Genomic DNA, 24,907 nt, shown 5'->3' with positions numbered 1-24,907 from the left:
CGCCGCGGAGCGGTCTCCACCGAGCGCGCCGTACACCCCGCCGGGTGCGTGGCGCGACCCCCCACCTCCCACTCCGTGGACCGTCCGCCCGCGTCGGCGGAGGGGCCCGGCCGTGTGCTCACACGCCGGGCTCCCACGCCATTCCGTAGACCCCCGGGCCGCACCGGGAGGCGAACACATGGGCGCTGTGCGACGGGTCCAGGACCACCCGCTGCTGATCGCGGGGCGGGGAGTCGATCTGCTCGCGGAAATAGCGCCGGCAGTGCGAGGGCAGCGCCCCCGGGTGGAAGAAGACCTGCTGGAGGTATTCGTGCAGACCGCTCGACGACCGGCGCTCGTAGTGGGCGGCCGGTTTCCGTGAAGGGCTCACCTCCACCGCGTAACTCACCACCGCCGTCTCCAGTTTGGCCAGCTCCCGGCCGAAGCGGATGTCCAGCGCCATCGACTTCAGCTCCCGCACATGGGTGGCCTCGTGCAGCCGGCCGCTGGTGACCCGGACGTCCACCGGCTCCGCCTCCTCGTCGTCGAAGCCGAGGACGAACCGGACCCGGTCCACGCCGGGGCTGTTGGCCCGCAGCACCACGGTGGCGGCCATCGACTCCGTCCGCCCGCTCTCGCCCACCGCCACGGTGTCGTGGATGACGAGCTGGCTGAGGCCCCGGTTGAAGTCCCGGAAACCCTCCCCGATGAGCTGCTCGGCCACCGAGCCCTCACCGAAGAACCGCAGTGCGGCGTCCTCGCAGCGCACCGGGGTGATCCGGCCGCGCGGCCGCCGCGGACCCAGCAGGGAGCGCAGCGCCCCGCCCGGCAGTTCGAGGATCTCCTCCAGGGCGTCCACCGCGTGCAGCGACCGCGCCCGCTCGGGCTGGCTGCGACCGCGCTGCCAGTGGCTCAGGGTGGCCTGGCTGATGGTGATCCCGCGGGCCCTCAGCCGCTCGCTCACCCGCTCCAGCGACAGCCCGCGCCGGCTCAGCGCCGCCCGCAGCGCCGCCGGGAACTCATCCGCGGCCGGCGGTCCCGGCACCCGCTCCGTCCGCCCGGCCCCGGCCCTGGCCGCGGTCCCGGCTCCGGCCCCGGTGCCCGTACACGGTCCGCCGCCGGCGCCCGGCGAGCCGACGGCGTCCTCGGTCCTGTTCGGCATGACCCCTCCCGATCCCAGCACTGTCCCGGCGGATACCCGGTGGGCCCCGCCTACTGGTTGACCATCGGACCGGGCGCGGATAACACTTCCCGGACTGATCCGAGCGATGTGAGCGTGTGACGTGGGCGGCGTGGACGGCACCGAAGCAGTGGTGGTGGAGGCCAGGGGCGGCGACCGCCTGGCCCGGGAGAAGCTGGTCGCGCGGTACCTGCCGCTCGTCTACGACGTGGTCGGGCGGGCGCTGAACGGCCACCCGGACGTGGACGACGTGGTGCAGGAGACCATGCTCCGGGCGCTGTCCGGGCTGCGCGCGCTGCGCGACCCGGCCCGCTTCCGCTCCTGGCTCCTCGCCATCGCCATGAACCAGGTCCGCTCCCGCTGGGCCGCCCTCGGCCACCGCCCCGCCCCGCTGGCCGACACCGACGAACCCGCCGACCGGGCCGCCGACTTCGTCGACCTCACCATCCTGCGCCTGGAGCTGTCCGGCCAGCGTCGCGAGACCGCCGAGGCGACCCGCTGGCTGGACGACTCCCAGCGGGACGTACTGGCCGTGTGGTGGCTGGAGGCGGCCGGCCGGCTCACCCGTGCCGAACTGGCCGACGCCCTCGGCCTGTCCCCGCAGCACGCCGCCGTACGCGTCCAGCGGGTCAAGAACCAGCTCGACATCGCCCGGGCCGTGGTCCGCGCCCTGGCCGCCGAACCCCGCTGCCCCGAGCTGGACGCGCTGCTGGCGGACTGGGACGGCACCCCCACCCCGCTGTGGCGCAAGCGGGTCGCCCGCCATCTGAGCGGCTGCGCCGGCTGCTCCGCCGGGAGCGCGGGCCTGCTCCCGGCCGAGGGCCTGCTCTCCGGTCTCGCCCTGGTGGCGCCCTGGTACGACGGCGGGCAGCGCGCCGCCGAGGCGCTGGCCCAGGCCGCGGCCCACACCACCAGCACGTCCGCCGCCTCCGCGCCCGCCGCCCTCTCCGCCGCCAAGGCGGGCGGGCTGATAACCGCGGGCGCCGCCGCCACCGCCGCCCTGGCCGTCTTCCTCTGGCCCACCGCCCCGCCCGCCCCGCCCGAGGCCCGCACCCCGCCCGCCTCCGCCCTCCCGGCGCCCCCGCCCACCCACGGCGCCGACGCGCCCCCGGCCCCCGCGACCCCGCCCGCCCCGGAGCCGACCGCCCCGCTCGCGTCCACCCCGGCCCCGTCCGCCCCGCCCACCGCGCGGAGCCGGCCCCGTACCGTCGCCGCCCCGCCCGCCACCACCGCACCGGCGCCCTCCCCGAGCCCCGCCACCACCACCCCGGCCCCACCGCGCACCCTGACCGGGCCCGCGCCCGCGCCGCTGCTCGTCGACGAGGTCAACACCCTGCGCGCCGAGTGCGGCTGCCCCGGGCTGCGCACCGACCCCCGGCTGACCGAGATCGCCCAGCGGCAGGCCGAGGAGATGGCGGCCCGCGGCCATGTCACCAACACCGACGCGGCCGGCCGGGACACCGGGGAGCGGGTACGCGCCGCCGGCTACCTCTGGTCCGCCGTCGGCGAGACCCTCGCCCATGGCCAGGACGACCCGGCGGAGGTCGCCCAGGCCTGGCGGAACAGCGCCCAGGGCGGCAGCGCCATCCAGGAGTGCGGCTTCGTCCATGTCGGGGTGGGCGTCGCCGACTCACCGAGCGGCCCCTACTGGACCCAGGTGCTGGCCACTCCGCAGTGAGGCCGGTGGGGGCGGCCCCGGTCAGCCGAGGCCGACCACCACCCGGTGGCGCCGCCGCTGGGGAGGACGCACCCGGTGGGTCCGGCCGGGCGGCCCGGGCGCACGGCCGCCGGAGGATCAGGCGGCTCCGCCGCAGGGCCGTCGGAGGGCCAGGCCCCTTCGCCGCCGTACGGCCGTGGGTCAGGCTCCCTCGCCGCAGGACCGCCGGACGATCAGCGCGGGCAGCAGGTCCAGGCGGTGCACGGGCAGCGCGTCGCCGGCCTCGAACCGCCGCAGCAGCAGCCGCAGCGCCTCCGCCCCCACGGCCTGCTTGGGCGGCGCCACCGCGGTCAGCGGCGGGTCGGCGAGCGAGGCGTAGAGGTCGTCGTAGGCGATCAGCGCCAGATCGCCCGGCACCGTCAGGCCGCGGTCGCGCAGCAGGGGCAGCAGCGCCAGGGCGTCCCGGTCGTTGTGCACCAGGGCCGCGCGTACGCCGGAGGCGGCGGCCCGGGCGATGGCGTCGGCCACCGCCTCGGGGCCGCCGGCCGCCGCCGGGTTGTCCTCGTTCGGGACGTCCACCACCGGCGGCGCGGTGAGGCCGAGTCGGCCCACCGCCTCCGCGTACCCGGCCCGGACCTCGTACGCGGTACGGGTGTCGGAGCGGGCCGCGAGCAGCACCGCGCCATGGCCGAGCCCGGCCAGCCGGCGCAGCGCCAGGTAGACGCCGTGGCGGTGGTCGGAGCAGACCGAGTCCAGCCCCGCGGCCGCGCTCCCCAGGTCGCCGCGCCGCTCCACCAGCACGGTGGGCACCGGCAGTTCGCCGAGCCAGTCCTCCCCGGCGAGGCCGCTGTCCGGCGACCAGTCGGGGACGAGCAGCAGACCGTGCGCCCCGGACTCCACCAGCCGCCGCGCCTGCGTCCGGCCGCTGTCGGCACCGTACGGGGCGATGCCCAGCACCAGCCGGGCCCCGGCCGTCTCGGCGACCGTCCGGACGCCCGCCACCACCTCGCCGAAGTACTGGCCGGCCGCCGGCACCAGCACCCCGATGGTCCGGCCCGCCGCGCTCACCGCGGAGCCCGGAGGCCCCTGGTCCGGCAGGGCGACCGCCCCGTGGGTGCGTTCCAGCACCCCCTCGGCGGCCAGCGCGGCGATGTCCCGCCGCACGGTGACCGCGGGCATGCCGAGCCGCTCGGCCAGCTGGACCACCCGGATCGGCCCGGTCTCCCGGACCGTGGCGACGATCCGCCGGCGGCGGTCCTGCGCGGAGATGGTCATCGGGCCCCTTTCCCGTGCCCGCCGGGGCGGGTGCCTGCCGTACGCCGTGCGCCTGGACCGACCACCGGGATGGCGGATCATCTCGGGTCATCCGATCACCATGGTAGGCAACGGCGGGCACCCGCGACCGGGGAACGACCGCTACACCCCGGGGCCGTTGAAGGCGCCCCGGTGCGGCTTGGCGGTGGCGGACACCGGGTTGCCGAAGAAGTCCCGGCCCCCGTTGCCCGTGATGACCGAGCCGCTGGAGAGCAGCGGCGAGGTGGAGCGCAGCCGGTAGCCCGTCGCCGAGGCGAGCGTGGAGCCGCCGGTGCCCGGCGCGGTGAACCCCGGGTCCCCGGTGATGCCGTTGGCGGTGGGGCGCGGGACGCCCTGGAAGGCGTTCCACAGCCAGCTGACCCCGGCGGTCGGGAGCCGCGAGTCGGCGGTGCCCACCCAGATGTTGTTCTCGGCCGTGCTGCCGTCGGCCAGGGTGATGGCGAACTTCCTGCCCGGGCAGTACAGGACGTTGTTGTAGAGGTGCGTCACCGACCGGCCGTTGCCGCCGCTGCTCATCCGGCAGTCGTTCTGCGAGATGTTGTAGCGCACCACCTGGCGGGCGCCGCCGACGGTGCCGCAGCCGTCGCAGTCCAGGAAGAAGCCGCCGATGTTGTCGCGGCTGAAGTTGTACTGGACGGTGCAGGTGCCGGTGTTGCCCCAGTCGCAGTCAAACGCCTGGCTGTCGGCCACGGACATCCTGGTGATGCCGTACACGGCGTTGCGCTGGATGGTCGGGTTGTGGTCGCCCAGCACCCAGACGCCCGCGAAGTTGCCGCCGGAGAACGGGTAGACGCCGTTGCCGACCCCGGCGGCGGTGTTGTCCTGGATCATCGGGGTGTCCGCGTAGCTGACGATGATCCCGTCGCCGCCCACGTCCTTGACGGTGTTGCGCTCCACCAGCACGCCGGTGCCCTTGTGCGCCATCGAGCCGGTGCGCACCTTGATGCCGCCGCCACCGGAGTTCGAGACGGTGGTGTCGTGGACGCGGACGTCGCTGAGGGTGGAGGCGCCGCCGCTCGCCCCGGTGACCAGGGCGCCGGACTGCACGTAGTCCTCGGTGGTGGGGCTGTTCTTGCTCGTCTGACCGGCGACCCGGTCGATCACCAGGTCGCCGATGTCGAAGCCCCGGTGGGCGGCGCCGTCGGTGACCGTGACGCGCAGCCCGGTGCGCCGGGCGAGGGACGGGGCCGGGTTGGTGAGCTTCAGCCCGCTGACGGACCAGTGGTCCTGGTTGGTGAACCTGACGGTGTCCGGTGCGCCCTTGCCGTCGAGCACGGGCCGGGCGCCGGTGCCGTAGGCGGTGATCCGGATCGGCGCCTGCGCGGTGCCGCTGCCCTGGGGCGTCAGCGTGCCGGTACAGGTGGTGCCGGCCGCGAAGGCCAGGGTGTCGCCGGGGCCGTAGGTCCGCGCGCTCGCCTGGGCGAGGCTGTGGTACGGGGCCGACTGGCTGCCGTCCCCGGCGGTGGAGCGGGAGCAGTCGACGTGGATGGTGGCCGCGGCCGCGGCCGCGGTGGGGGCGGGCAGCAGCGCCAGGGTGGACAGGGTCAGGGCGGCGGCCAGGGCGCCGGAGGCGGCGGGCAGCCGTCTGGGGGGTCGAGAGGACATGCGGTGGGCCTTTCTCGCGGAAGGTGGCCCGAAGGTAGGGGAGCCGCAGAGGTCATATCAATACGTGCGCTCATATGATCAGAAATGATCGCGCGGCGGGGATGCGCCTCAGGACTTCTGGAGCTCCCGGTCGGTGCCCTCGGCCTGGGCGGGCAGCACGGCGGCCTCCCGCAGCCCGGGCTCGGTGACGGTCTGCCGCCACAGCACCCGGCAGGCGCTCACCGAGGCCGCCACCAGCAGCCCGTTGCGTACCGTCAGCAGCACGATGCCCCACAGGTCGCTGTGCACGACATGGGTGAACCAGATGGGGAACTCCAGCACCGTGACGAAGGTCGCGGCCAGCACCATCCTGGCCGCCGGGCGCATCCGGCTGCCCTCGAAGACCAGGCAGACCGCGGCCAGCCCGACCAGCCACACCAGGTACTGCGGGCTGATCACCCGGCTGGTCGCGGTGAACAGCAGCACCGCCGCGAAGGCCGCGTCGGCGAGCGTGGTCGGGCCGAACTCCCGGGCCCGCAGCCGCCACCACACCAGCCAGCCGAACACCGCGGCCGTCAGCAGCAGCGCGGCCCGGGACACGACCGGCACCCCCGGGCCCAGGAACTCCACCGAGCCGTAGTTGAGCAGCACCTGCCCGTCCCAGCCGAAGTTGCGGGCCACATGGAAGACCAGCGAGCCCAGCGACTCCACCTCGGTGCCCCGGTCCCGCTGGAAGGTGAGGAAGGCCAGCGCCCCGGGCATCGCCGCCGCACAGGCCAGCAGGGTCAGCGCCCCGGCCAGCGCGCCCGCGCCCCAGGAGCGCAGGGTCTCCCGCCCGCGCCGGGTGCCGGCCAGCAGCAGCGCCGGCCACACCTTGAGCAGCGCCCCGAACCCGGCCAGTGCCCCCAGCAGGGCCGGGCGCCGGATGCCGGCCAGCAGGGCCGCCACCGCGACGGCGGTGACCATCAGGTCGTAGCGGGCGTACACCGTCGGCCCCAGCAGCGGCACGCCGGCCACCCACACCCAGGCGCCCGCCGGGCTCTTCCCGGGCCGCCGCCCCGCGTACAGCAGCAGTCCGAAGACGGCCGCGTCGCACACCAGGCAGAGCAGGAAGAAGGCGTGCGGATAGGAGAGGAACGGCAGCGCGCCCGGGGCCAGGATCGGCAGCGCGGCGGCCGGCGGGTACTGCCAGGTGACGTCGTCCAGCGGGTACGTCCCGGTGCGCAGCACCTCGAACCACCCCTGGTAGATCACCGAGACGTCCGAGGTGACATCGGGCCCGGGCAGCACCAGCACCCCGAAGACGCACAGCAGCAGGACGGTCCTGGTGGCAACCCAGACGGCTGCGGCCTTCATGCCTACCTCAATCGGTCAGTGGTACGGGAGCGGGTACTGTCGGCGGCGATGCACAAGACCTTGATCGTAACCAACGACTTTCCGCCCAGACCCGGCGGAATTCAGGCATTTCTGCACAACATGGCGCTCAGGCTCGATCCGGAGCGGACGATCGTCTACGCCTCCACCTGGAAGCGCGGCCGGGAGGGCGCCGAGGCGACCGCCCGGTTCGACGCCGAGCAGCCGTTCCGGGTCGTGCGGGACCGCACGACCATGCTTCTGCCCACGCCCCGCGTGACCGCACGTGCCACCGCGCTGCTGCGCGAGCACGGCTGCGAGTCCGTCTGGTTCGGCGCCGCCGCCCCGCTCGGGCTGATGGCGCCCGCGCTGCGCAAGGCCGGCGCCCGCCGCCTGACCGCCACCACCCACGGCCACGAGGCCGGCTGGGCGCAGCTGCCCGCCGCCCGCGGGCTGCTGGGCCGGATCGGCGAGTCCACGGACACGATCACCTACCTCGGCGAGTACACCCGCTCCCGTATCGCCCGCGCGCTCAGCCCCGAGGCGGCCGCGCGGATGGTCCAGCTCCCGCCCGGCGTGGACGAGAAGACCTTCCACCCGGACTCCGGCGGCGCCGCGGTCCGCGCCCGGCTCGGCCTCACCGACCGCCCCGTGGTGGTCTGCGTCTCCCGGCTGGTGCCGCGCAAGGGCCAGGACACCCTGATCGAGGCGATGCCCGCGATCCTCGCCGACCATCCCGACGCGGTCCTGCTGGTCGTCGGCGGCGGCCCATACGGGAAGGAGCTGCGCAAGCTGGCCGCCGACACGGGTGTGGCGGACGCGGTCCGCTTCACCGGCGCGGTGCCCTGGTCCCAGCTGCCCGCGCACTACGGCGCCGGCGACGTCTTCGCCATGCCCTGCCGCACCCGCCGCGGCGGGCTGGACGTGGAGGGGCTCGGCATCGTCTACCTGGAGGCCTCCGCCACCGGGCTGCCGGTGGTCGCCGGCGACTCGGGCGGCGCCCCGGACGCGGTGCTGGACGGCGAGACCGGCTGGGTGGTGCGCGGCGGCTCCCCGGGCCAGGCCGCCGAGCGGATCAGCGCCCTGCTGGGCGACGCGGACCTGCGCCGGCGGATGGGCGCGGCGGGCCGCGCCTGGGTCGAGGAGAAGTGGCGCTGGGACCTGCTGGCGGAACGGCTCAGGGAGCTGCTGTAGGAGCCGGTACGGAGTCGGTACGAAAAAGGAGGGGGCCGCCCACCGGGGCGGCCCCCTCCTCGTACACCCGCGGCCTACGCCCCGTAGATCGCCTCGATCTCGTCGGCGAAGTCCTTCGCCACCACGTTCCGCTTCAGCTTCAGCGACGGGGTGATGTGCCCGGCCTCCTCGGTGAACTGGTGGGCCAGCACCCGGAAGCTGCGCACCGACTCCGCCTTGGAGACGGCCGCGTTGCCGTCGTCCACCGCCCGCTGCACCTCCGCCAGCAGCTCCGGGTCCTCGCGCAGCGAGGCGGCCGTGGCACCGGCCGGCTTGCCGTGGTCGGCGGCCCAGCGGGCCAGGAACTCCTCGTCCAGGGTGACCAGCGCCCCGACGAACGGGCGGCCGTCGCCGACCACCATGCACTCGGCGACCAGGGCGTGGCCCCGGATGCGGTCCTCGATCACCGCCGGGGCGACGTTCTTGCCGCCCGCGGTCACCAGGATCTCCTTCTTCCGCCCGGTGATCGCGAGATAGCCGTCCTCGTCCAGGGTGCCGATGTCCCCGGTGTGGAACCAGCCGTCGGCCAGCGCCTCCGCGGTGGCCTTCTCGTTCTTCCAGTAGCCGCTGAAGACGTGCTCGCCGTGGACCAGCACCTCGCCGTCGTCGGCGATCCGCACCACCGAGCCCGGCAGCGGCTGGCCGACCGTGCCGATCTTCGTACGGTCGTACGGGTTGAACGCGGTGGCCGCGCAGGTCTCCGTCAGCCCGTACCCCTCCAGCACCGTGAAGCCGATGCCCCGGTAGAAGTGGCCCAGCCGCTCCCCGAGCGGCGCGCCGCCGGAGATCGCCGCCTCGCAGCGCCCGCCCAGGACGGCGCGCAGCTTGCCGTACACCAGCTTGTCGAAGACGAAGTGCTTCAGCTTCAGCGCCAGGGACGGGCCCTGGGGGGTGGAGAGGGCGCGGCTGTACGCGATGGCGGTCGCCGCCGCCTTGTCGAAGATCGCGCCCTTGCCGTCGGCCTGCGCCTTGGCCCGGGCGCCGTTGTAGACCTTCTCGAAGACCCGGGGCACCCCGAGGATCAGGGTCGGCTGGAACGAGGCCAGCTCGTCGGTGAGGGTCTTGATGTCGGGGGCGCAGCCGAGCCGGATGGGCGCCAGCACCGCGGCCACCTCCACCAGCCGCCCGAAGACGTGCGCGGCGGGCAGGAAGAGCAGCACCGAGCACTCGCCGGTGCGGAACAGCGGCTTCAGCCGCTCCACCACGTTGCCGCACTCGGCGAAGAAGTTGCGGTGGCTCAGCACACAGCCCTTGGGGCGGCCGGTGGTGCCCGAGGTGTAGACGATGGTGGCGATGTCGTCGGCCTTCGCCGTCGCGGTGGCCTCGTCCACCGCCGCGTCCGGGACCTCGGCCCCCGCGGCGACCAGCTCGTCCACCCCGGCCGCGTCCAGCCGCCAGACGTGCCGCAGCTCCGGCAGCTCGCCGCGGACCGACTCCACGGCCGCCGCGTGCGCCTCGCTCTCCACGATCACCGCGACCGCGCCCGAGTCGCCGAGGATCCACTGCACCTGCTCCGGCGAGCTGGTCTCGTACACCGGCACGGTCACCGCGCCCGCGCTCCAGATCGCGAAGTCCAGCTGCACCCACTCGTAGCGGGTCCGGGAGATCAGCCCCACCCGGTCGCCGGGCCGCACCCCCGCCGCGATCAGCCCCTTGGCGGCGGCCCGGACCTCGGCGAGGAACTCGACGGCGGTGACGTCTCTCCAGCCGCCCTCGACCTTGCGCCCCAGGACGGCGGTGTCCGGGTGCTGAGCGGCGTTGCGGCGGATGAGATCGGTCAGATTGCCGTCCGCGGGGACCTCGTACAGGGCCGGAAGGCTGAACTCGCGCAAGACTGCTGCTCCTCATCGGGCGCCGGCGCCACGGCACTGTGGGAGTCGCCCCGGCACGACTGGACTGCCCGGACGTTACCCACCGGTACTCGGTTCCGGATAGGGGCGCTGGCCAGATGTTCCCTGGGTCACACCCCCGGCTGCGGTGCTCCGCGCACAGTAGTCCACCAGGTGGACGACCGAGAAGTAACCGCAGGTCCGACGGCCCCTCGCCACCACGGCGAGACGGGGCCATAGGGTGGGGTGCCATGCGACTGAATGTGGTCAGCGACGTCCACGGCAACGCCCGCGACCTCGCCCGGGCAGGCGAGGGCGCCGACGCCCTGATCTGCCTCGGCGACCTGGTCCTTTTCCTCGACTACCACGACCACAGCCGCGGGATCTTCCCCGACCTGTTCGGTGTCGGGAACGCCGACCGCATCGTCAAGCTCCGCACCGCCCGCCGCTTCGCCGAGGCCCGCACCCTCGCCGCCGACCTCTGGGCCGAGCTCGGCGTCGACCGGGCCACCGCCATCGAGGAGGCGGTGCGCCGCCAGTACAAGGAGCTGTTCGCCGCCTTCCCCACTCCCACCTACGCCACCTACGGCAACGTGGACATCCCCGCCCTGTGGCCCGAGTACGCCGGGCCCGGCACCACCGTCCTGGACGGTCAGCGGATCGAACTGGGCGGCCTGGTCCTCGGGTTCGTCGGCGGCGGACTGCGCACCCCGATGCGCACCCCCTACGAGATCAGCGACGAGGAGTACGCGGCCAAGGTGGAGGCGCTCGGCGAGGTGGACGTGCTGTGCACCCACATCCCGCCCGACGTCCCCGAGCTCACCTACGACACCGTCGCCCGCCGCTTCGAGCGCGGCAGCCGCGCCCTGCTGGACGCCATCCACCGCACCCGCCCCCGCTACGCCCTGTTCGGCCACGTCCACCAGCCGCTGGCCCAGCGGATGCGGATCGGCGCCACCGAGTGCGTGAACGTCGGCCACTTCGCGTCCACCGGCCGCTCCTACACCCTCCGGTGGTGAGCGGCGCCCCACGGCGGCGCCCAGGAGCGGTGCCCGGCGATAGCGGGCACGGCCACGCGATAGCCTGCAGTGCACATACCCGTAGAAGGCGCCACGGAGGAGCCACAGCGATGGCGGAACACACCAGCTCCAGCATCACGATCGAGGCGGCGCCGGCCGATGTCATGGGCGTGATCGCGGACTTCGGCCGCTACCCGGAGTGGACCGGCGAGGTCAAGGAGGCCGAGGTCCTGGAGAAGGACGACACCGGCCGCGCCCGCCAGGTCCGGCTGCTCCTCGACGCCGGCGCCATCAAGGACGACCACACCCTCGCCTACACCTGGACCGGCGAGCACGAGGTGAGCTGGACCCTGGTCAAGTCCCAGATGCTGCGCGCCCTGGACGGCTCCTACCGGCTCGCCCCGCTGGACGGCGGCACCCGCACCGAGGTCACCTACCAGCTCACCGTGGACGTCAAGATCCCGATGCTGGGCATGATCAAGCGCAAGGCCGAGAAGGTCATCATCGACCGGGCGCTGGCCGGGCTGAAGAAGCGCGTCGAGTCCACCGACCGCTGACCCCGGCCCGGACCGCCGATCATGCGCACCCTCCTGGTCACCGGCCCCGGCGGCGCCGGCCGCAGCATTGTCGCCGCCGCGACCGCCGCCCGGGCCGCCGCCGACGGCGTACGCACCCTGCTGATCACCGGCGACGCCGGGACCGCCGCCGCACTCGGCGAGACGGACCGGGGGCCCGCCGTACGGCTGCTGGAGCCCGCCGCCCACTTCCGCGCCGAGTTCCTCGACCTCCAGCGCCGCTGCGGCCCCGCCCTCGACCTGTTCGGCGCGACCCCGCTGGCGAGCGAGGAGCTGACCGAGCTGCCCGGCTCGGGCGCCTTCGCCCTGCTCGCCGCCCTCGCCGAGGCCGCCCGGGCCGCCGACGAAGCCGAGGCCGCCCGGGCCGCCGAGGCCCAGTCCGAGGAGGCGGCGCGGGCCCAGGGCGCCCCCGAGCTGCTGGTGGTGGATCTGCCGCCGCTGCCCGAGGCCGTCGCCCTGCTCGCCCTGCCCGAGCAGCTGCGCCGCTATCTGCGCCGGCTGCTGCCCCAGGAGCGGCAGGCCGCCCGCGCGCTGCGCCCGGTGCTCGGCCGGCTCGCCGGCGTCCCCCTGCCGTCGACCTGGCTGTACGAGACGGCCGCCCGGCGCGACGCCGACCTCGCCGCCGTCCAGGAGCTGCTGGCCTCCCCGGCCACCAGCGTCCGGCTGGTCGCCGAACCCGCCCCGGCCGCGCTGCGCGCCCTGGGCACCGCCCGCGCCGGGCTCGCCCTGCACCGGCTCGCCCTGGACACCGCCGTCGCCAACCGGGTGCTGCCCACCACCTCCGCCGACCCCCTGCTCAGCGCCCTGGCCGCCGGGCAGCAGACCGCCCTCAAGGAGCTGCCCGCCCTGCTCGGCACCGAGGCGGTGCACGAGATCCCGCACCTGGGCGCGGAACCCGCCGGCCCCGCCGGCCTCCCGGCGCCCCCGCCCGACCCGGTGCCCGCCACCCCCGCCGAGGAGTGGACGATCGAGGACCTGCGGGAGGACGACGGCACCCTGGTGTGGCGGATCCCGCTGCCCGGCGCCGACAAGCCCGGGCTGAGCCTGGTCCGCCGCGGCGGCGAAGTGGTGATCGGCCTCGGCCCGTTCCGCCGGATCGTGGACCTGCCCGCCGCCCTGCGCCGCTGCACCGTCGCCGGGGCGGGGCTGGCCGACGGGGTGCTGCGGATCCGCTTCACCCCGGACCCCGCGGTATGGCCGGCCGGCGGCGACCGGCCCGGGCCCGGTTCGCGGTAACGTCGTCAGTGCGCCGTCAGTGCCAGACGAGCACTGGGCACCACGCGCGGGTGCCACGCCACGCCGCAGCAGAACGCGCCGCAGGAGTACGCCATGAGCGATGCCACCGAGCGTCCCGACGCCGACGCCTGGGCCCAGGCCTGCGCCGAGGACCTCGCCTCCGAGAAGGCCCGCCGCCGCGGGACCAGCCCCCCGCCGCCCGGCGCCGCCGCCGACGAGCTGCGCAAACTGGTCGACGCGGTCGCCGACAAGGTCGCCTCGCTGCGCACCCCGCTGCTCGGCGCGGGCGCCCAGAGCGCCCTGCGGCAGTTCGCCGACCAGGCCAAGGCCGCCGTCGAGCCGGTCATCGAGCGCAACCCCCGGGTCTTCGACCACCTCGCCGCCGCCGGCAGCGAGCTGCTGGCCGCCTACCGCTCCGCCGTCGAGGGCCAGGAGGGCCGCTGGACCGCCGGCCCCTCCACCGGCCGCCCGGACCGGGACACCGACCCCGGACCGGCCCGCCCCGGCGACCGCGGACCCGGCCCGGTGCGCCGCGGCGAGGACGGTCCCGGCCCGGTCCGCCGCGACGACGACGGCCCCGAACCGGGCGAGCCCATCGACCTCGACTGACCCTCCCGGGATCACCGCCCCGGGGCTGACGGGGCGGCACCCGCCCTCGGGTACGGTGGGCCGTAGCGGGGCTCGACCGAAAACTGAGGGACACATGGGACTCACCATCGGCGTCGACATCGGCGGCACCAAGATCGCGGCCGGAGTGGTCGACGAGGAGGGCAACATCCTCGACATCCACCGGGTGCCCACCCCGCAGACCGCGGAGGGCATCGTGGACGCGATCTGCGACGCCGTCTCCGAGGCCGGCAAGGGGTACGAGATCGAGGCCGTCGGCATCGGCGCGGCCGGATACGTGGACGACAAGCGCGCCACCGTGCTCTTCGCGCCCAACATCCACTGGCGGCACGAGCCGCTGAAGGACAAGGTCGAGCAGCGCGTCGGGCTGCCGGTCGTGGTCGAGAACGACGCCAACGCCGCCGCCTGGGGCGAGTACCGCTTCGGCGCCGGCAAGGGCCACGACGACGTCATCTGCATCACCCTCGGCACCGGCCTCGGCGGCGGCATCATCATCGGCAACAAGCTGCGCCGCGGCCGGTTCGGCGTGGCCGCCGAGTTCGGCCACATCCGGGTGGTGCCGGACGGACTGCTCTGCGGCTGCGGCAGCCAGGGCTGCTGGGAGCAGTACGCCTCCGGCCGCGCCCTGGTCCGCTACGCCAAGCAGCGCGCCAACGCCACCCCGGAGAACGCCACCATCCTCCTCGGCCTCGGCGACGGCACCCCCGACGGCATCCAGGGCAAGCACGTCTCCGAGGCCGCCCGGCAGGGCTGCCCGGTCGCCGTGGACTCCTTCCGCGAGCTGGCCCGCTGGGCCGGGGCGGGCCTGGCCGACCTGGCCTCGCTCTTCGACCCCTCGGCGTTCATCGTCGGCGGCGGGGTCTCCGACGAGGGCGAGCTCGTCCTCGGCCCGATCCGCAAGTCCTTCCGGCGCTGGCTGATCGGCGGCCAGTGGCGCCCGCACGCCCAGGTGCTCGCCGCCCAGCTCGGCGGCGAGGCCGGACTGGTCGGCGCCGCGGACCTGGCCCGCCAGGGCTGAGCCGCACGCGCCTTCGGCGGACCCCGGCCGGAAGGCCCGTACCGTACGCGCCTTCCGGCCACCCGGCCCCGTACGCGCCCTCCGGTCCGCCCGGTCCCGGCCCCGTGCCCGCCGCGTCCTCACCCGGACGAGGCGGGCACCGTCGTATCGTGCCCCCATGCCGATCACCGAGCTGACCGACCTGCCCAACTCCCGCACCGAGCCGGACGGTTCGGCCGTCGTCCGGGTGCTCAGCTACAACGTCCGCTCCCTGCGGGACGACGAGGACGCGCTCGCCCGGGTGATCCGCGCCTGCGCCCCCGACCTGGTCTTCGTCCAGGAGGCGCCGCGCTTCTTCCGCTGGCGCAAGCACGCCGCCCGGCTCGCCGCCAAGAGCGAGCTGATGGTGCTCTCCGGCGGGGCCACCGCCGCCGGGCCGCTGCTGCTCTGCTCCCTGCGCGCCACCGTGGAGCGCACCGATGACGTGCTGCTGCCGCTAACCCTCGGCGAGCACCGCCGGGGCCTGGCCACCGCGGTGGTCCGGTTCGGCCGGGCCCGGCTCGGCGCGGTCTGCGTCCACCTGAGCCTGCGCGCCGACGAGCGGTACGCGCAGGCCGGGCTGGCCATGGACGCGCTGGCCGCGCTGGACGTGCCGTACGGGGTGCTGGCCGGGGACATCAACGACCTGCCCGGCGGCCGGGCCTTCCGGCGCCTCGCGGCCGGGCTGACCGACTGCCACGCGGCCCAGCCCTGGGGCGGCGAGCTGACCTTCTCGCCGGACGACCCGCGCCGCCGCATCGACGCGGTCTTCACCACCGGGGGCGTCGAGGTGCTGGGCTGCGGGGTGCCGCGCGGACTGCCCGGTGTCCGCGACGCCGACCTGCGCGCGGCCACCGACCACCTGCCCGTGCTGGCCGCGCTCCGCCTCCCCGCCCCCGTACCGTCCTAGCGCCGGCTACACCACCGCGCCCCGGCCCGGGTCCTCGTCCTCCTCGTCATCACCCGGGCGCATCCGGGCCACCAGGGTCGCCAGCCCGCCCAGGAACCCGCCGACGCACACCGTGGTGAGCCACCAGGTCATCTCCCACTCCAGGACCGCGGCGAGCAGCAGCAGCACCGGCCCGCCGACCACCCCGAGCCAGGCGAACCGGGCCGCCGGGTCGCTCTCCGGCAGCGGCGGCGGCTCCGGCGGGACGAAGTGCCCCTCGTCGCCCCCGTCGAGGTCTTCGTCCTTGGCCTCGGTCACCTCGTAGTCCCGGGGGCCGGCCATGCCGACCCCCGGGGCGAAGACCACCGAGCTGCCCAGCGGCTTGTCCGCCGCCTTGCCGAGGTCCTTCCCGGGGTCCTTCTCCTCATGGGGGGCCGGACCCTCGGGGACGCCGTTGACCTCGTCGCCGGGCAGCGCCAGGTCCTCGATCGGCTTGAACGGCTTGGCACCCGGCGGGTCGGCCGGCTCGTCGCCGTACCCGGCCACGATCGCGGCCCAGGCCGCCTCCTCGTCGAACGGCTGCTCGTCGCGCTTGTCCGCGTCGTGCTGCTCAGCCACCGGACGCACTCCCTCCCCGGGCCGCCGCCGGCGACCCCGTCGGACCGGCGCCCGGAGCGAGCCGGCCGATGAACGCGTGACTCTCCTGGAAGATCCGCTCCGCGTCATGGTCCAACGTGGCCACGTGGTAGCTCTGTTCCAGCACCACCTCGGTCACGTCCACCGACGAGATCCGGCTCAGCACCCGCGCCGAGTCCGCCGGCGGCACCACATGGTCCACCGCGCTGTGCATCAGCAGCACCGGCTGGGTGACCTGCGGCAGCTCGGTGTCCACCATGCGCAGGAAGCGCACCAGCGAGTACGCCGCGTGCAGCGGCACCCGGTCGTAGCCCAGCTCCCGCCCGCCCTCCTTGGCGATGTCGCCGACCAGGCCGGGCTGCGAGGGCACCAGATGGCGGACCACCGGCAGCACCCGCACCCCCGCCCCGTGCACCTTGTTCGCCGGGTTCACCACCGCCACGCCCGCCACCGCGTCCCCGTGCCTGGCGGCCAGCCGCAGCGCCAGCGCCCCGCCCATGGACAGCCCGAGGACGAAGACCCTGGCGCACCGGGCGGTCAGCGCCCGCAGCTCCCGGTCCACCTCCGCGTACCAGTCCTGCCAGCCGGTGAGCTGCATGTCCTGCCAGCGGGTGCCGTGCCCCGGCAGCAGCGGCAGCGACACGGTCAGCCCGCGGTCGGCCAGGAAGCGGGCCCACGGGCGCAGCGACTGCGGCGAACCGGTGAAGCCGTGGCAGAGCAGTACGCCGACCTCTCCGCCCTCGTGGCGGAACGGCTCGGCTCCGGGGAGCACCGGCACAGGGGGTCTCCGTTCGCATGCGGGTCACGGGAAGGGCGGCCGGGAAAACGGCCACCCGGAAGGGCAACGACCGGGCAGGGCACGCCGTGCCCGGGGCGTACCTCACCGTACGCGACCGCGATGACACCGACCAGAGCCGCCGCCCCACCCGGCCCCGCACCGCACGCCCCCCGCACGCCCCCGCGCGCCCACCGCGGGCCGGGGCGCCCGCGCCGTACGGCCGGCACCGCGCCCCGCCGCGTACCGAGGCGGGCGCCCCCGGCGGTCCGAGGCCGCACACGGACCACGCGCACCCCACCCGCCCCCTCCCACACCCCTCCCCACGCGCCCCGCGCACCCCCGCGCGGCCCATCGGCGGGCCGCGCCCCGGGGTCCGCCGTGGGCGAGGGCGTCAACCGCACGGGTTAAGGTCTGATCGACGCACAACAGGAGGCACCCGAGTTGATCTACGGCGCAATGAAGTTCTCCATCGGAGGCTCGCTCAAGCTCGCCTTCCGGCCCTGGGTGGAGGGGCTGGAGAACATTCCCGCCGAGGGGCCGGCGATCCTCGCCAGCAACCACCTCTCCTTCTCGGACTCCTTCTTCCTGCCCGCCGTGCTGGACCGCAAGGTCACCTTCATCGCCAAGGCCGAGTACTTCACCTCGCCCGGCCTGAAGGGAAAGCTGACCGCCGCGTTCTTCAAGGGCGTCGGCCAGCTCCCGGTGGACCGCTCCGGCGCCCGGGGCGCCGGCGAGGCCGCCATCCAGAGCGGCATCGAGGTGGTGGAGCGCGGCGAGCTGTTCGGGATCTACCCCGAGGGCACCCGCTCCCCGGACGGCCGGCTCTACCGCGGCAAGCCCGGCGGACTGGCCCGGGTGGCGCTCGCCACCGGCGCCCCGGTGATCCCGGTCGCCATGATCGACACCGAGAAGATCCAGCCGCCCGGCAAGGTCGTGCCCAAGCTGATGCGCCCCGGCATCCGCATCGGCAAGCCGCTGGACTTCAGCCGCTACCACGGCATGGACGGCGACCGCTTCATCCTGCGCTCGGTCACCGACGAGGTGATGTACGAGATCATGAAGCTGTCCGGCCAGGAGTACGTGGACGTCTACGCCACCGCCGCCAAGCGGCAGATCGCGGACGCCGACAAGGCCGCCAGGGAAGCCGCCAAGGAGGCGGCGAGGGAGGCCGCCCGCGAGGCCAAGGCCACCGGCGGCAAGGAGCACTAGCCCGCACACGGGCGACGGGGGAGCGGGGAGGGGACAGGGTGCCCAAGCGCGAGCGGGTCGTCCGCATGTCCGTCGAGCAGCCGCTGTGGCGGGCGCTGACCGCCTACCGGCTGCTCACCATGGTGTACGCGGTGCTGCTCTTCCTCTCCACCCGGGAGAAGTTCGAGCGCCCCTGGGTCGCCGCCGTCTTCCTCGCGGTGCTCGCCGTCTGGACGCTGGCGACCCTGCCCCAGGTGTCCGGCGCGGCCCGCTGCACCCGGCCGTTCCTCGCCGCCGACCTGGTCATCGCGCTGACCGGGATCATGCTCACCCCGCTCGCCGACGTGCACGCCCAGACCTTCGACGGCCCGACCCTGCCCAGCATCTGGACCGCCGGCTCGGTCCTCGCCTACGCCATCAAGGGCGGCTGGCGCTGGGCCGCGTTCGCCTCCACCCCGGTCGCCGTCGCCAACATCGCCGAACGCGGCCACCCCAGCCAGGACACCCTGCACAACGTGCTGCTGGTGTGGATCGCCTCCATCGCCATCGGCTACGTGGTGGAGGTGGCCCGCGCCTCCGAGCGGACCCTCGCCCGGGCCCTGGAGATCGAGGCGGCCACCCGGGAGCGCGAGCGCCTGGCCCGCGACATCCACGACTCCGTGCTCCAGGTGCTGGCCATGGTCCAGCGCCGCGGCACCGCGCTGGGCGGCGAGGCCGCCGAGCTGGGCCGCATGGCCGGGGAGCAGGAGGTGGCGCTGCGCACCCTGGTCGCCGGCGGGCTGGCCCGCCCCTCCTATGTCTCGGAGGACTCCTCGCAGGGCGCGGTGGTCCGGGTGGTGGACGAACCGGACGCCGTCCTTCCGGCCCAGGCCCCGGGGGACGGGGACGGGACGGTGGATCTGCGGCTGCTGCTGGCGCCGTTCGCCGGGGCCCGGGTCACCGTCGCCGAGCCGGGCGCCGCGGTGCCGCTGCCCGCCCCGGCCGCCCGGGAGGTGGCCGCCGCGGTCGGCGCCGCGCTGGACAACGTACGCCTGCACGCCGGAGCCGAGGCCCGGGCCTGGATACTCGTGGAGGACTGGCCGGAGGAGGTGATCGTCACGGTACGGGACGACGGACCGGGCATCCCCGAGGGGCGGCTGGTCCAGGCGGAGGGCGAGGGCCGCATGGGAGTGGCCCTGTCCATCCGTGGCCGGTTGCGGGAGCTGGGCGGCAGCGCCGAGCTGGTCTCCGTACCCGGCCAGGGCACCGAGGTCGAGTTGAGGGTTCCACGGGCCGCGAAGGCCCGGCGGGGGAAGGCACAGCAGGCATGAGCGAGCAGACGGAAGAGCGGGGCACCATCCGGGTGATGGTGGTGGACGACCACCCGATGTGGCGGGACGCGGTCGCCCGGGACCTGGCCGAGGCCGGGTTCGACGTGGTGGCCACCGCCGGGGACGGCGAGCAGGCCGTCCGCCGGGCCCGCGCCACCAGCCCCGACGTGCTGGTGCTGGACCTCAACCTGCCCGCCAAGCCCGGGGTGCAGGTCTGCAAGGAACTGGTCGGCGGCGGCACCGGGCCCAGGGTGCTGGTGCTCTCCGCCAGCGGCGAGCACGCCGATGTGCTGGAGGCGGTGAAGTCCGGCGCCACCGGCTATCTGGTGAAGTCGGCCAGCACCGCCGAACTGCTGGACGCGGTGCGCCGCACGGCCGCCGGGGACCCGGTCTTCACCCCGGGGCTCGCCGGGCTGGTCCTCGGCGAGTACCGCCGCCTGGCCACCGAGCCCGCCCCCGCCCCCGGTGGCACCGGCGACACCAAGGCCGCCCCGCAGCTCACCGAGCGGGAGACCGAGGTGCTGCGGCTGGTCGCCAAGGGGCTGAGCTACAAGCAGATCGCCGAGCGCCTGGTCATCTCGCACCGCACCGTCCAGAACCATGTGCAGAACACCCTCGGCAAGCTCCAGCTGCACAACCGGGTGGAACTCGTGCGCTACGCCATAGAGGTCGGCCTCGACGACGCCTAGCCCGCCCGCCCAGCCCGGGTGGTGGGGCCGGCGGCCCGGCGACATCCTGGGATCTCTCCCCGACCGAAGGGATACCCGTGGACGTCCTGGCGCTCGGAGTGCAGGCGGACGAGCGGCCGCTGCTGGAGGAGGCCTTCGCGGGCCGGCACACCATCCGCTGCCTGGAGGTCGCCCTCGACCGGGACACCGCGCCCCTCGCGGCCGGCTACGAGGCGGTGTCCTCCAGCGTCAACGCCGACCTGGACGCCGCCGTGCTCGGCACCCTCGCGGCCGGCGGCACCCGGATGATCGCCCAGCGCTCCACCGGCTTCAACAACATCGACCTGGCCGCCGCCCGCCGCCTCGGCCTCACCGTCGCCCGGGTCTCGTACTACTCGCCGTACGCGGTCGCCGAGTTCGCCTGGACCCTGGCGATGGCCGTCAACCGGCGGATCGTCCGGGCCGCCGGACGCACCCGGGACTTCGACTTCCGGCTGGACGGACTGCTCGGCCGCGACCTGCGCGGCCGCACCGCCGGAGTGCTCGGCACCGGGAAGATCGGCGAGGCGTTCACCCGGATCGCGCACGGCTTCGGCATGGAGCTGCTCGGCTGGGACCTCGCCCCCAACCCGGCCTGCCAGGACCTCGGGATGACCTATGTGGACAAGGACGAGCTGTTCGCCCGCGCCGATGTGATCAGCCTGCACGTCCCGCTGGTCCCCTCCACCCGCCGGCTGGTGGACGCCACCGCGCTGAAGTCCATGAAGGACGACGCCATCCTGATCAACTCCAGCCGCGGCGGGCTGATCGACACCGACGCCCTGGTGGACGAGCTGCGCGCCGGGCGCTTCACCGGGGTGGGCCTGGACGTGTACGAGGCGGAGGCCGGGCTGTTCTTCCTGGACAAGTCCCTGGAGGCGGTCACCGACGACACCCTGGCCCGGCTGATGACTTTCCCGCATGTGGTGGTCACCTCCCACCAGGCGTACTACACCCGCGAGGCGGTCACCCAGATCATCGACACCACCGTCCGCAACATCACCGACTACGCCGAGGGCCGCCGCAACGAGAACGTGCTCGTCCCGCCCGAGCCCCCGGGGGAGTAGACCCCCGAGGGCCCTGGGGGAGCAGCCCCCCCCGAGGGCCGCGGCCCCCTCAGCGCGGGCTGGTGTGCAGCGCCGCCACCAGCTCCCGTACCACCTCCGCCCCGCGCAGGGTCAGCACCGACTCCGGATGGAACTGCACCCCGGCGAAGCCCGGCCCGCGCAGCGCGTGCACCTCGCCGCCGGCCGGATCCCGGCTCACCTCCACCCCGCGCAGCGCCAGCGCGGCCGCCTCCCGCTCGTCGCAGCGGGCGGTGAAGCTGTTGTAGAAGCCCACCGTCTCCTCCGTGCCGAACAGGTCGATCCGCCGCTGCGCGCCCTGCAGCGGCTCCCGCTTGCGCACCAGCGCCAGGCCCAGCTCGGCGGCGATCAGCTCATGGCCCAGGCACACCCCGAGCACCGGACGCCCCGCCGCCGGGCGCCCGCCGTCCAGCAGCTCCCCGGCCAGCCCGCGCAGCAGTCGCATCCTCGGATCGGCCGCGTCCCCCGGATCGCCCGGACCCGGGCCCAGCACCACCGGGCCGGTGTGGGCGAGCGCCGCCTCCCGCAGCCCCGGCTCGTCGTACGGCCGCACGTCCACCTCCATCCCCGCCGAGCGCAGCAGATGCGCCAGCATCGCGGTGAAGGTGTCCTCGCCGTCCACCACCAGGGCGTGCCCGGTCCGCTCGGCCGGCCGCTCCTGCATCCGCAGCCAGAACGGCGCCAGCTCACCGCGCCGGGCGTCCAGCGCCGCCCGCACCCGGGGGTCGTCGGCCAGCCGGGGCCCTTCCGCCGCGCCCTGGCCCGCCGCCCGCCCCGGCCGCACCCCCAGCGCGGCCAGCACCCCGGCCGCCTTGGCATGGGTCTCCGCCACCTCCGACGCCGGGTCGGAGTGGCGCACCAGGGTCGCCCCCACCGGCACCCGCAGCTGACCGGCGGCCGAGATGTCGGCGGTACGGATCAGGATCGGCGAGTCCAGCGTCTGCGCCCCGCCCGGTCCGGTGCCCAGCAGCGCCAGCGCCCCCGCGTAGTAGCCGCGGCCCCCCTCCTCGTACCGCTCGATCACCCGGCAGGCGTTCCGCACCGGCGAGCCGGTGACGGTCGCCGCGAACATGGTCTGCCGCAGCACCTCGCGCACATCCAGCGAGGAGCGGCCGCGCAGCTCGTACTCGGTGTGGGTCAGATGCGCCATCTCCCGCAGCCGCGGCCCGACGACCGTGCCGCCCATGTCGCCGACGGCGCACATCATCTTCAGCTCCTCGTCCACGACCATGGAGAGCTCGTCGGTCTCCTTGCGGTCGGCGAGGAAGCCCAGCAGTTGCTCGGGCGTCGGGTCCCCGTCCGGATGGCGGAAGGTCCCGCTGATCGGGTTCATCACCACCGTGCCGCCGGACATCCGCACATGCACCTCCGGGCTGGCACCGACCAGGGTGCGCTCCCCGGTGTGCACCACGAAGGTCCAGTACGCCCCGCGCTCGCCCTCCAGCAGCCGCCGGAACAGGGCCAGCGCGTCCGCCCGCCCGAAGCCCGGGAGCCGTCCGGTGTAGGTGCGCCGGATGACGAAGTTGGCCCCCTCACCGCGGCCGATCTCCTCCTCCACCACCCGTCGTACGGTCCGCTCATACTCACGGTCCGAGACATCGAAGCCACCGTCCTCGACCCGGACGGCGTGGCCGGGCAGTTCGGCCAGCACCTCCGCCAGCGGCAGCTCGTACCGCTGCTCGGCGGTCAGCACACTGAGCGGGGTGGCGTCGTCCCGGACCTCGAACCCTCTTTCGGCCAGTTGACGGAAGGGCACCAGGGCGAGCGCCGGGCGGTCGCCGACGGGCAGCTCGGCCAGCCGCCGGGCGGTGCGCACCGGTCCGGTGAGCACTTCCACGGTGTCGTGGTCGCGACCGGGCGTACGCCGTCTGAGCAGCGCGAACGGCCCCGAGGCGGGGTCCAGCAGCCGGGCGAGCAGCTGCGCGGTGGTCGGCGGATGAGCGTTCATGGGCGGTCCTCCTGACAGGAGGGACGGCCCAACGCCCGGCACACACGCCGAAGGCCGCCCCTCGGGCGGCCTTCGCGGTCGTGCGTCTCGCTGTTCGCGTACGCGCCGGTCAGTGGGCCGCCGGGAGGGCGGTCCACCACCAGGTGCGGTTCATCGGCGCAGCCGACGTCGGAGCGAACATGGCGCGAACCCTACCCCACGAACCCGTCTCACTTGCTGAGCGAACGGATGGACGCCCCCGGGGACCCCGTAAGGTGGGGCAGGTGACCGTGAACGCTAAGACCACCGCAGTCGGTGGCAACACCTGGCGCGACCTTCCCGCGGCGCAGCAGCCCGAGTACCCGGATGCCGAGGCCCTGCGCGAAGCCGTCGCGGACCTCGAATCGTATCCGCCGCTCGTCTTCGCCGGCGAGTGCGACCAGCTGCGCGCCCGGCTGGGATCCGTCGCCAGGGGCGAGGCGTTCCTCCTCCAGGGCGGCGACTGCGCCGAGGCCTTCGACGGCGTCTCGGCCGACCACATCCGCAACAAGCTGAAGACCCTCCTCCAGATGGGCGCGGTGCTCACCTACGCGGCCTCGGTGCCGGTGGTGAAGGTCGGCAGGATCGCCGGCCAGTACTCCAAGCCGCGCTCCAAGCCGACCGAGACCCGCGACGGGCTGACCCTGCCGACCTACCGGGGCGACTCGGTCAACGGCTTCGCCTTCACCGAGGCGGCCCGGGTCCCCGACCCGCAGCGGCTGAAGCGGATGTACCAGGCCTCGGCGTCCACGCTGAACCTGGTCCGCGCCTTCACCACCGGCGGCTACGCGGACCTGCGCCAGGTGCACGCCTGGAACCAGGACTTCGTGAAGTCCTCGCCCTCCGGCCAGCGCTACGAGCAGCTCGCCCGCGAGATCGACAACGCGCTGAACTTCATGAAGGCCTGCGGCACCGACCCGGCCGAGTTCCGCACGGTGGAGTTCTTCGCCTCCCACGAGGCGCTGCTGCTGGACTACGAGACGGCGCTGACCCGCGTCGACTCGCGGACCGGCCAGCTGTACGACACCTCCGGCCACATGGTGTGGATCGGCGAGCGCACCCGCCAGCTGGACGGGGCGCACATCGAGTTCGCCTCCCGGATCCGCAACCCGATCGGCATCAAGCTCGGCCCGACCACCACCGTGGACGAGGCGCTGACCTACGTGGACCGCCTCGACCCGGAGCGCGAGCCCGGCCGGCTGACCTTCATCGTCCGCATGGGCGCCGACAAGGTCCGCGACAAGCTGCCGGAGCTGGTGGAGAAGGTCACCGCCTCGGGCGCCACCGTCGCCTGGGTCACCGACCCGATGCACGGCAACACCTTCGAGGCGGCCTCCGGGCACAAGACCCGCCGCTTCGACGACGTGCTGGACGAGGTCAAGGGCTTCTTCGAGGTCCACAAGGGCCTCGGCACCCACCCGGGCGGCATCCATGTGGAGCTGACCGGCGACGACGTCACCGAGTGCGTGGGCGGCGGCGACGAGATCTTCGTCGACGACCTGCACCAGCGCTACGAGACGGCCTGCGACCCCCGGCTCAACCGGAGCCAGTCGCTGGACCTCGCCTTCCTGGTCGCCGAGATGTACCGCGACCAGTAGAAACACCCTGTTCGACACCGATGGGGCGCGGATCTGTGATCCGCGCCCCATCGGCGTTCACCGGGCTTTTGCGCCACCTCGGCTATGGGTAAGGTTAGGTTAGCCTCACCGATCATCGGGGAGAGCTT

Annotated in this window: 21 protein-coding genes; 13 read left to right on the top strand and 8 right to left on the bottom strand. The window is 74.6% G+C overall.

Translation table 11 applies throughout. The features are described 5' to 3' along the window. Window positions 1–118 precede the first annotated feature (118 nt). A complete protein-coding gene (locus tag M1O15_RS20310) occupies window positions 119–1,141 on the bottom strand; it encodes a helix-turn-helix domain-containing protein (RefSeq protein ID WP_248635477.1) in 1,023 nt (340 codons plus the stop codon). Between the two features lie 121 nt (window positions 1,142–1,262). Between M1O15_RS20310 and M1O15_RS20305 the strand changes: the two genes are divergently transcribed. Then, window positions 1,263–2,837, top strand: a complete 1,575-nt coding sequence (locus M1O15_RS20305) for a sigma-70 family RNA polymerase sigma factor (RefSeq protein WP_248635475.1) — start codon at window positions 1,263–1,265, stop codon at window positions 2,835–2,837. 180 nt (window positions 2,838–3,017) lie between these two features. Here M1O15_RS20305 and M1O15_RS20300 read toward each other — a convergent pair whose 3' ends face one another. The 3 genes from M1O15_RS20300 to M1O15_RS20290 all read right to left on the bottom strand — a co-directional run bounded on the left by M1O15_RS20300 (window position 3,018) and on the right by M1O15_RS20290 (window position 7,070). After that, on the bottom strand, window positions 3,018–4,091 hold the full coding sequence (locus tag M1O15_RS20300; protein WP_248635473.1) for a LacI family DNA-binding transcriptional regulator: 1,074 nt from the start codon (window positions 4,089–4,091) through the stop codon (window positions 3,018–3,020). A gap of 141 nt (window positions 4,092–4,232) precedes the next feature. After that, a complete protein-coding gene (locus tag M1O15_RS20295; protein ID WP_248635472.1) occupies window positions 4,233–5,735 on the bottom strand; it encodes a right-handed parallel beta-helix repeat-containing protein in 1,503 nt (500 codons plus the stop codon). Between the two features lie 108 nt (window positions 5,736–5,843). Continuing rightward, entirely contained in the window at window positions 5,844–7,070 is a 1,227-nt protein-coding gene (locus tag M1O15_RS20290) for a glycosyltransferase 87 family protein (RefSeq protein ID WP_248635470.1), read from the bottom strand. A 48-nt stretch (window positions 7,071–7,118) separates the two neighbouring features. On the opposite strand from M1O15_RS20290, the gene M1O15_RS20285 reads away from it, so the two are divergent. Further along, window positions 7,119–8,261: a glycosyltransferase family 4 protein gene (locus tag M1O15_RS20285; RefSeq protein ID WP_248635468.1), complete on the top strand. Its 1,143-nt coding sequence runs from the start codon at window positions 7,119–7,121 to the stop codon at window positions 8,259–8,261. Window positions 8,262–8,335: 74 nt separating this feature from the next. Here the strand turns inward: M1O15_RS20285 and M1O15_RS20280 are convergent, their stop codons facing one another. After that, window positions 8,336–10,132 carry an AMP-dependent synthetase/ligase gene (locus tag M1O15_RS20280; protein WP_248635466.1) on the bottom strand — a complete coding sequence of 599 codons (1,797 nt, stop codon included), beginning with the start codon at window positions 10,130–10,132 and terminating at the stop codon, window positions 8,336–8,338. Between the two features lie 260 nt (window positions 10,133–10,392). Between M1O15_RS20280 and M1O15_RS20275 the strand changes: the two genes are divergently transcribed. The 6 genes from M1O15_RS20275 to M1O15_RS20250 all read left to right on the top strand — a co-directional run bounded on the left by M1O15_RS20275 (window position 10,393) and on the right by M1O15_RS20250 (window position 15,532). Further along, entirely contained in the window at window positions 10,393–11,148 is a 756-nt protein-coding gene (locus M1O15_RS20275) for a metallophosphoesterase family protein (RefSeq protein ID WP_248635589.1), read from the top strand. Between the two features lie 110 nt (window positions 11,149–11,258). Continuing rightward, entirely contained in the window at window positions 11,259–11,705 is a 447-nt protein-coding gene (locus M1O15_RS20270; protein WP_248635465.1) for an SRPBCC family protein, read from the top strand. Between the two features lie 21 nt (window positions 11,706–11,726). Continuing rightward, on the top strand, window positions 11,727–12,959 hold the full coding sequence (locus tag M1O15_RS20265) for an ArsA family ATPase (protein WP_248635463.1): 1,233 nt from the start codon (window positions 11,727–11,729) through the stop codon (window positions 12,957–12,959). Between the two features lie 93 nt (window positions 12,960–13,052). Further along, window positions 13,053–13,568 (top strand): DUF5304 domain-containing protein, encoded by a 516-nt coding sequence (locus M1O15_RS20260; protein ID WP_248635461.1) that lies wholly within the window; start codon window positions 13,053–13,055, stop codon window positions 13,566–13,568. 94 nt (window positions 13,569–13,662) lie between these two features. Next, window positions 13,663–14,604: an ROK family glucokinase gene (locus M1O15_RS20255; RefSeq protein WP_248635460.1), complete on the top strand. Its 942-nt coding sequence runs from the start codon at window positions 13,663–13,665 to the stop codon at window positions 14,602–14,604. Window positions 14,605–14,761: 157 nt separating this feature from the next. Continuing rightward, window positions 14,762–15,532 carry an endonuclease/exonuclease/phosphatase family protein gene (locus tag M1O15_RS20250; RefSeq protein WP_248635458.1) on the top strand — a complete coding sequence of 257 codons (771 nt, stop codon included), beginning with the start codon at window positions 14,762–14,764 and terminating at the stop codon, window positions 15,530–15,532. Window positions 15,533–15,538: 6 nt separating this feature from the next. Here the strand turns inward: M1O15_RS20250 and M1O15_RS20245 are convergent, their stop codons facing one another. Next, window positions 15,539–16,129: a hypothetical protein gene (locus tag M1O15_RS20245; RefSeq protein WP_248635457.1), complete on the bottom strand. Its 591-nt coding sequence runs from the start codon at window positions 16,127–16,129 to the stop codon at window positions 15,539–15,541. Further along, the gene (locus M1O15_RS20240) at window positions 16,122–16,925 is read right to left on the bottom strand and encodes an alpha/beta hydrolase (protein ID WP_248635455.1); all 804 of its coding nucleotides are present in this window, start codon (window positions 16,923–16,925) and stop codon (window positions 16,122–16,124) included. The genes M1O15_RS20245 and M1O15_RS20240 overlap by 8 nt, the downstream gene beginning before the upstream one ends. A gap of 456 nt (window positions 16,926–17,381) precedes the next feature. Between M1O15_RS20240 and M1O15_RS20235 the strand changes: the two genes are divergently transcribed. From M1O15_RS20235 to M1O15_RS20220, 4 genes are all read left to right on the top strand, one after another. Beyond that, window positions 17,382–18,134, top strand: coding sequence for a lysophospholipid acyltransferase family protein (locus M1O15_RS20235; protein ID WP_248635588.1), 753 nt, complete (start codon window positions 17,382–17,384; stop codon window positions 18,132–18,134). Between the two features lie 38 nt (window positions 18,135–18,172). Continuing rightward, entirely contained in the window at window positions 18,173–19,423 is a 1,251-nt protein-coding gene (gene macS / locus M1O15_RS20230) for a MacS family sensor histidine kinase (protein ID WP_248635454.1), read from the top strand. Then, a complete protein-coding gene (locus tag M1O15_RS20225; RefSeq protein WP_248635452.1) occupies window positions 19,420–20,112 on the top strand; it encodes a response regulator in 693 nt (230 codons plus the stop codon). The genes macS and M1O15_RS20225 overlap by 4 nt, the downstream gene beginning before the upstream one ends. A 77-nt stretch (window positions 20,113–20,189) precedes the next feature. Beyond that, the gene (locus tag M1O15_RS20220) at window positions 20,190–21,197 is read left to right on the top strand and encodes a 2-hydroxyacid dehydrogenase (RefSeq protein WP_248635451.1); all 1,008 of its coding nucleotides are present in this window, start codon (window positions 20,190–20,192) and stop codon (window positions 21,195–21,197) included. Between the two features lie 49 nt (window positions 21,198–21,246). Here M1O15_RS20220 and M1O15_RS20215 read toward each other — a convergent pair whose 3' ends face one another. Further along, the gene (locus M1O15_RS20215) at window positions 21,247–23,163 is read right to left on the bottom strand and encodes an anthranilate synthase family protein (RefSeq protein ID WP_248635449.1); all 1,917 of its coding nucleotides are present in this window, start codon (window positions 23,161–23,163) and stop codon (window positions 21,247–21,249) included. A 263-nt stretch (window positions 23,164–23,426) separates the two neighbouring features. Here M1O15_RS20215 and M1O15_RS20210 point away from each other — a divergent pair, with 263 nt between their 5' ends. Continuing rightward, complete coding sequence (locus M1O15_RS20210; RefSeq protein WP_248635447.1) at window positions 23,427–24,779, top strand: class II 3-deoxy-7-phosphoheptulonate synthase; 1,353 nt, start codon at window positions 23,427–23,429, stop codon at window positions 24,777–24,779. Window positions 24,780–24,907 lie beyond the last annotated feature (128 nt).

The sequence above is a fragment of the Streptomyces lichenis genome (assembly GCF_023218175.1).
In the GTDB taxonomy this organism is placed as follows: domain Bacteria; phylum Actinomycetota; class Actinomycetes; order Streptomycetales; family Streptomycetaceae; genus Streptomyces; species Streptomyces lichenis.
This window is presented reverse-complemented; position numbering and strand designations above follow the sequence as displayed.

Excerpts from the sequence above, each read along its gene's own strand:
- M1O15_RS20290 (WP_248635470.1), bottom strand. The coding sequence starts at position 7,070 with ATGAAGGCCGCAGCCGTCTGGGTTGCCACCAGGACCGTCCTGCTGCTG.
- M1O15_RS20260 (WP_248635461.1), top strand. The coding sequence starts at position 13,053 with ATGAGCGATGCCACCGAGCGTCCCGACGCCGACGCCTGGGCCCAGGCC.
- M1O15_RS20285 (WP_248635468.1), top strand. The coding sequence starts at position 7,119 with ATGCACAAGACCTTGATCGTAACCAACGACTTTCCGCCCAGACCCGGC.
- M1O15_RS20235 (WP_248635588.1), top strand. The coding sequence starts at position 17,382 with ATGAAGTTCTCCATCGGAGGCTCGCTCAAGCTCGCCTTCCGGCCCTGG.
- M1O15_RS20225 (WP_248635452.1), top strand. The coding sequence starts at position 19,420 with ATGAGCGAGCAGACGGAAGAGCGGGGCACCATCCGGGTGATGGTGGTG.
- M1O15_RS20255 (WP_248635460.1), top strand. The coding sequence starts at position 13,663 with ATGGGACTCACCATCGGCGTCGACATCGGCGGCACCAAGATCGCGGCC.
- M1O15_RS20250 (WP_248635458.1), top strand. The coding sequence starts at position 14,762 with ATGCCGATCACCGAGCTGACCGACCTGCCCAACTCCCGCACCGAGCCG.
- M1O15_RS20300 (WP_248635473.1), bottom strand. The coding sequence starts at position 4,091 with ATGACCATCTCCGCGCAGGACCGCCGCCGGCGGATCGTCGCCACGGTC.
- M1O15_RS20270 (WP_248635465.1), top strand. The coding sequence starts at position 11,259 with ATGGCGGAACACACCAGCTCCAGCATCACGATCGAGGCGGCGCCGGCC.
- M1O15_RS20295 (WP_248635472.1), bottom strand. The coding sequence starts at position 5,735 with ATGTCCTCTCGACCCCCCAGACGGCTGCCCGCCGCCTCCGGCGCCCTG.
- M1O15_RS20265 (WP_248635463.1), top strand. The coding sequence starts at position 11,727 with ATGCGCACCCTCCTGGTCACCGGCCCCGGCGGCGCCGGCCGCAGCATT.
- M1O15_RS20215 (WP_248635449.1), bottom strand. The coding sequence starts at position 23,163 with ATGAACGCTCATCCGCCGACCACCGCGCAGCTGCTCGCCCGGCTGCTG.
- M1O15_RS20310 (WP_248635477.1), bottom strand. The coding sequence starts at position 1,141 with ATGCCGAACAGGACCGAGGACGCCGTCGGCTCGCCGGGCGCCGGCGGC.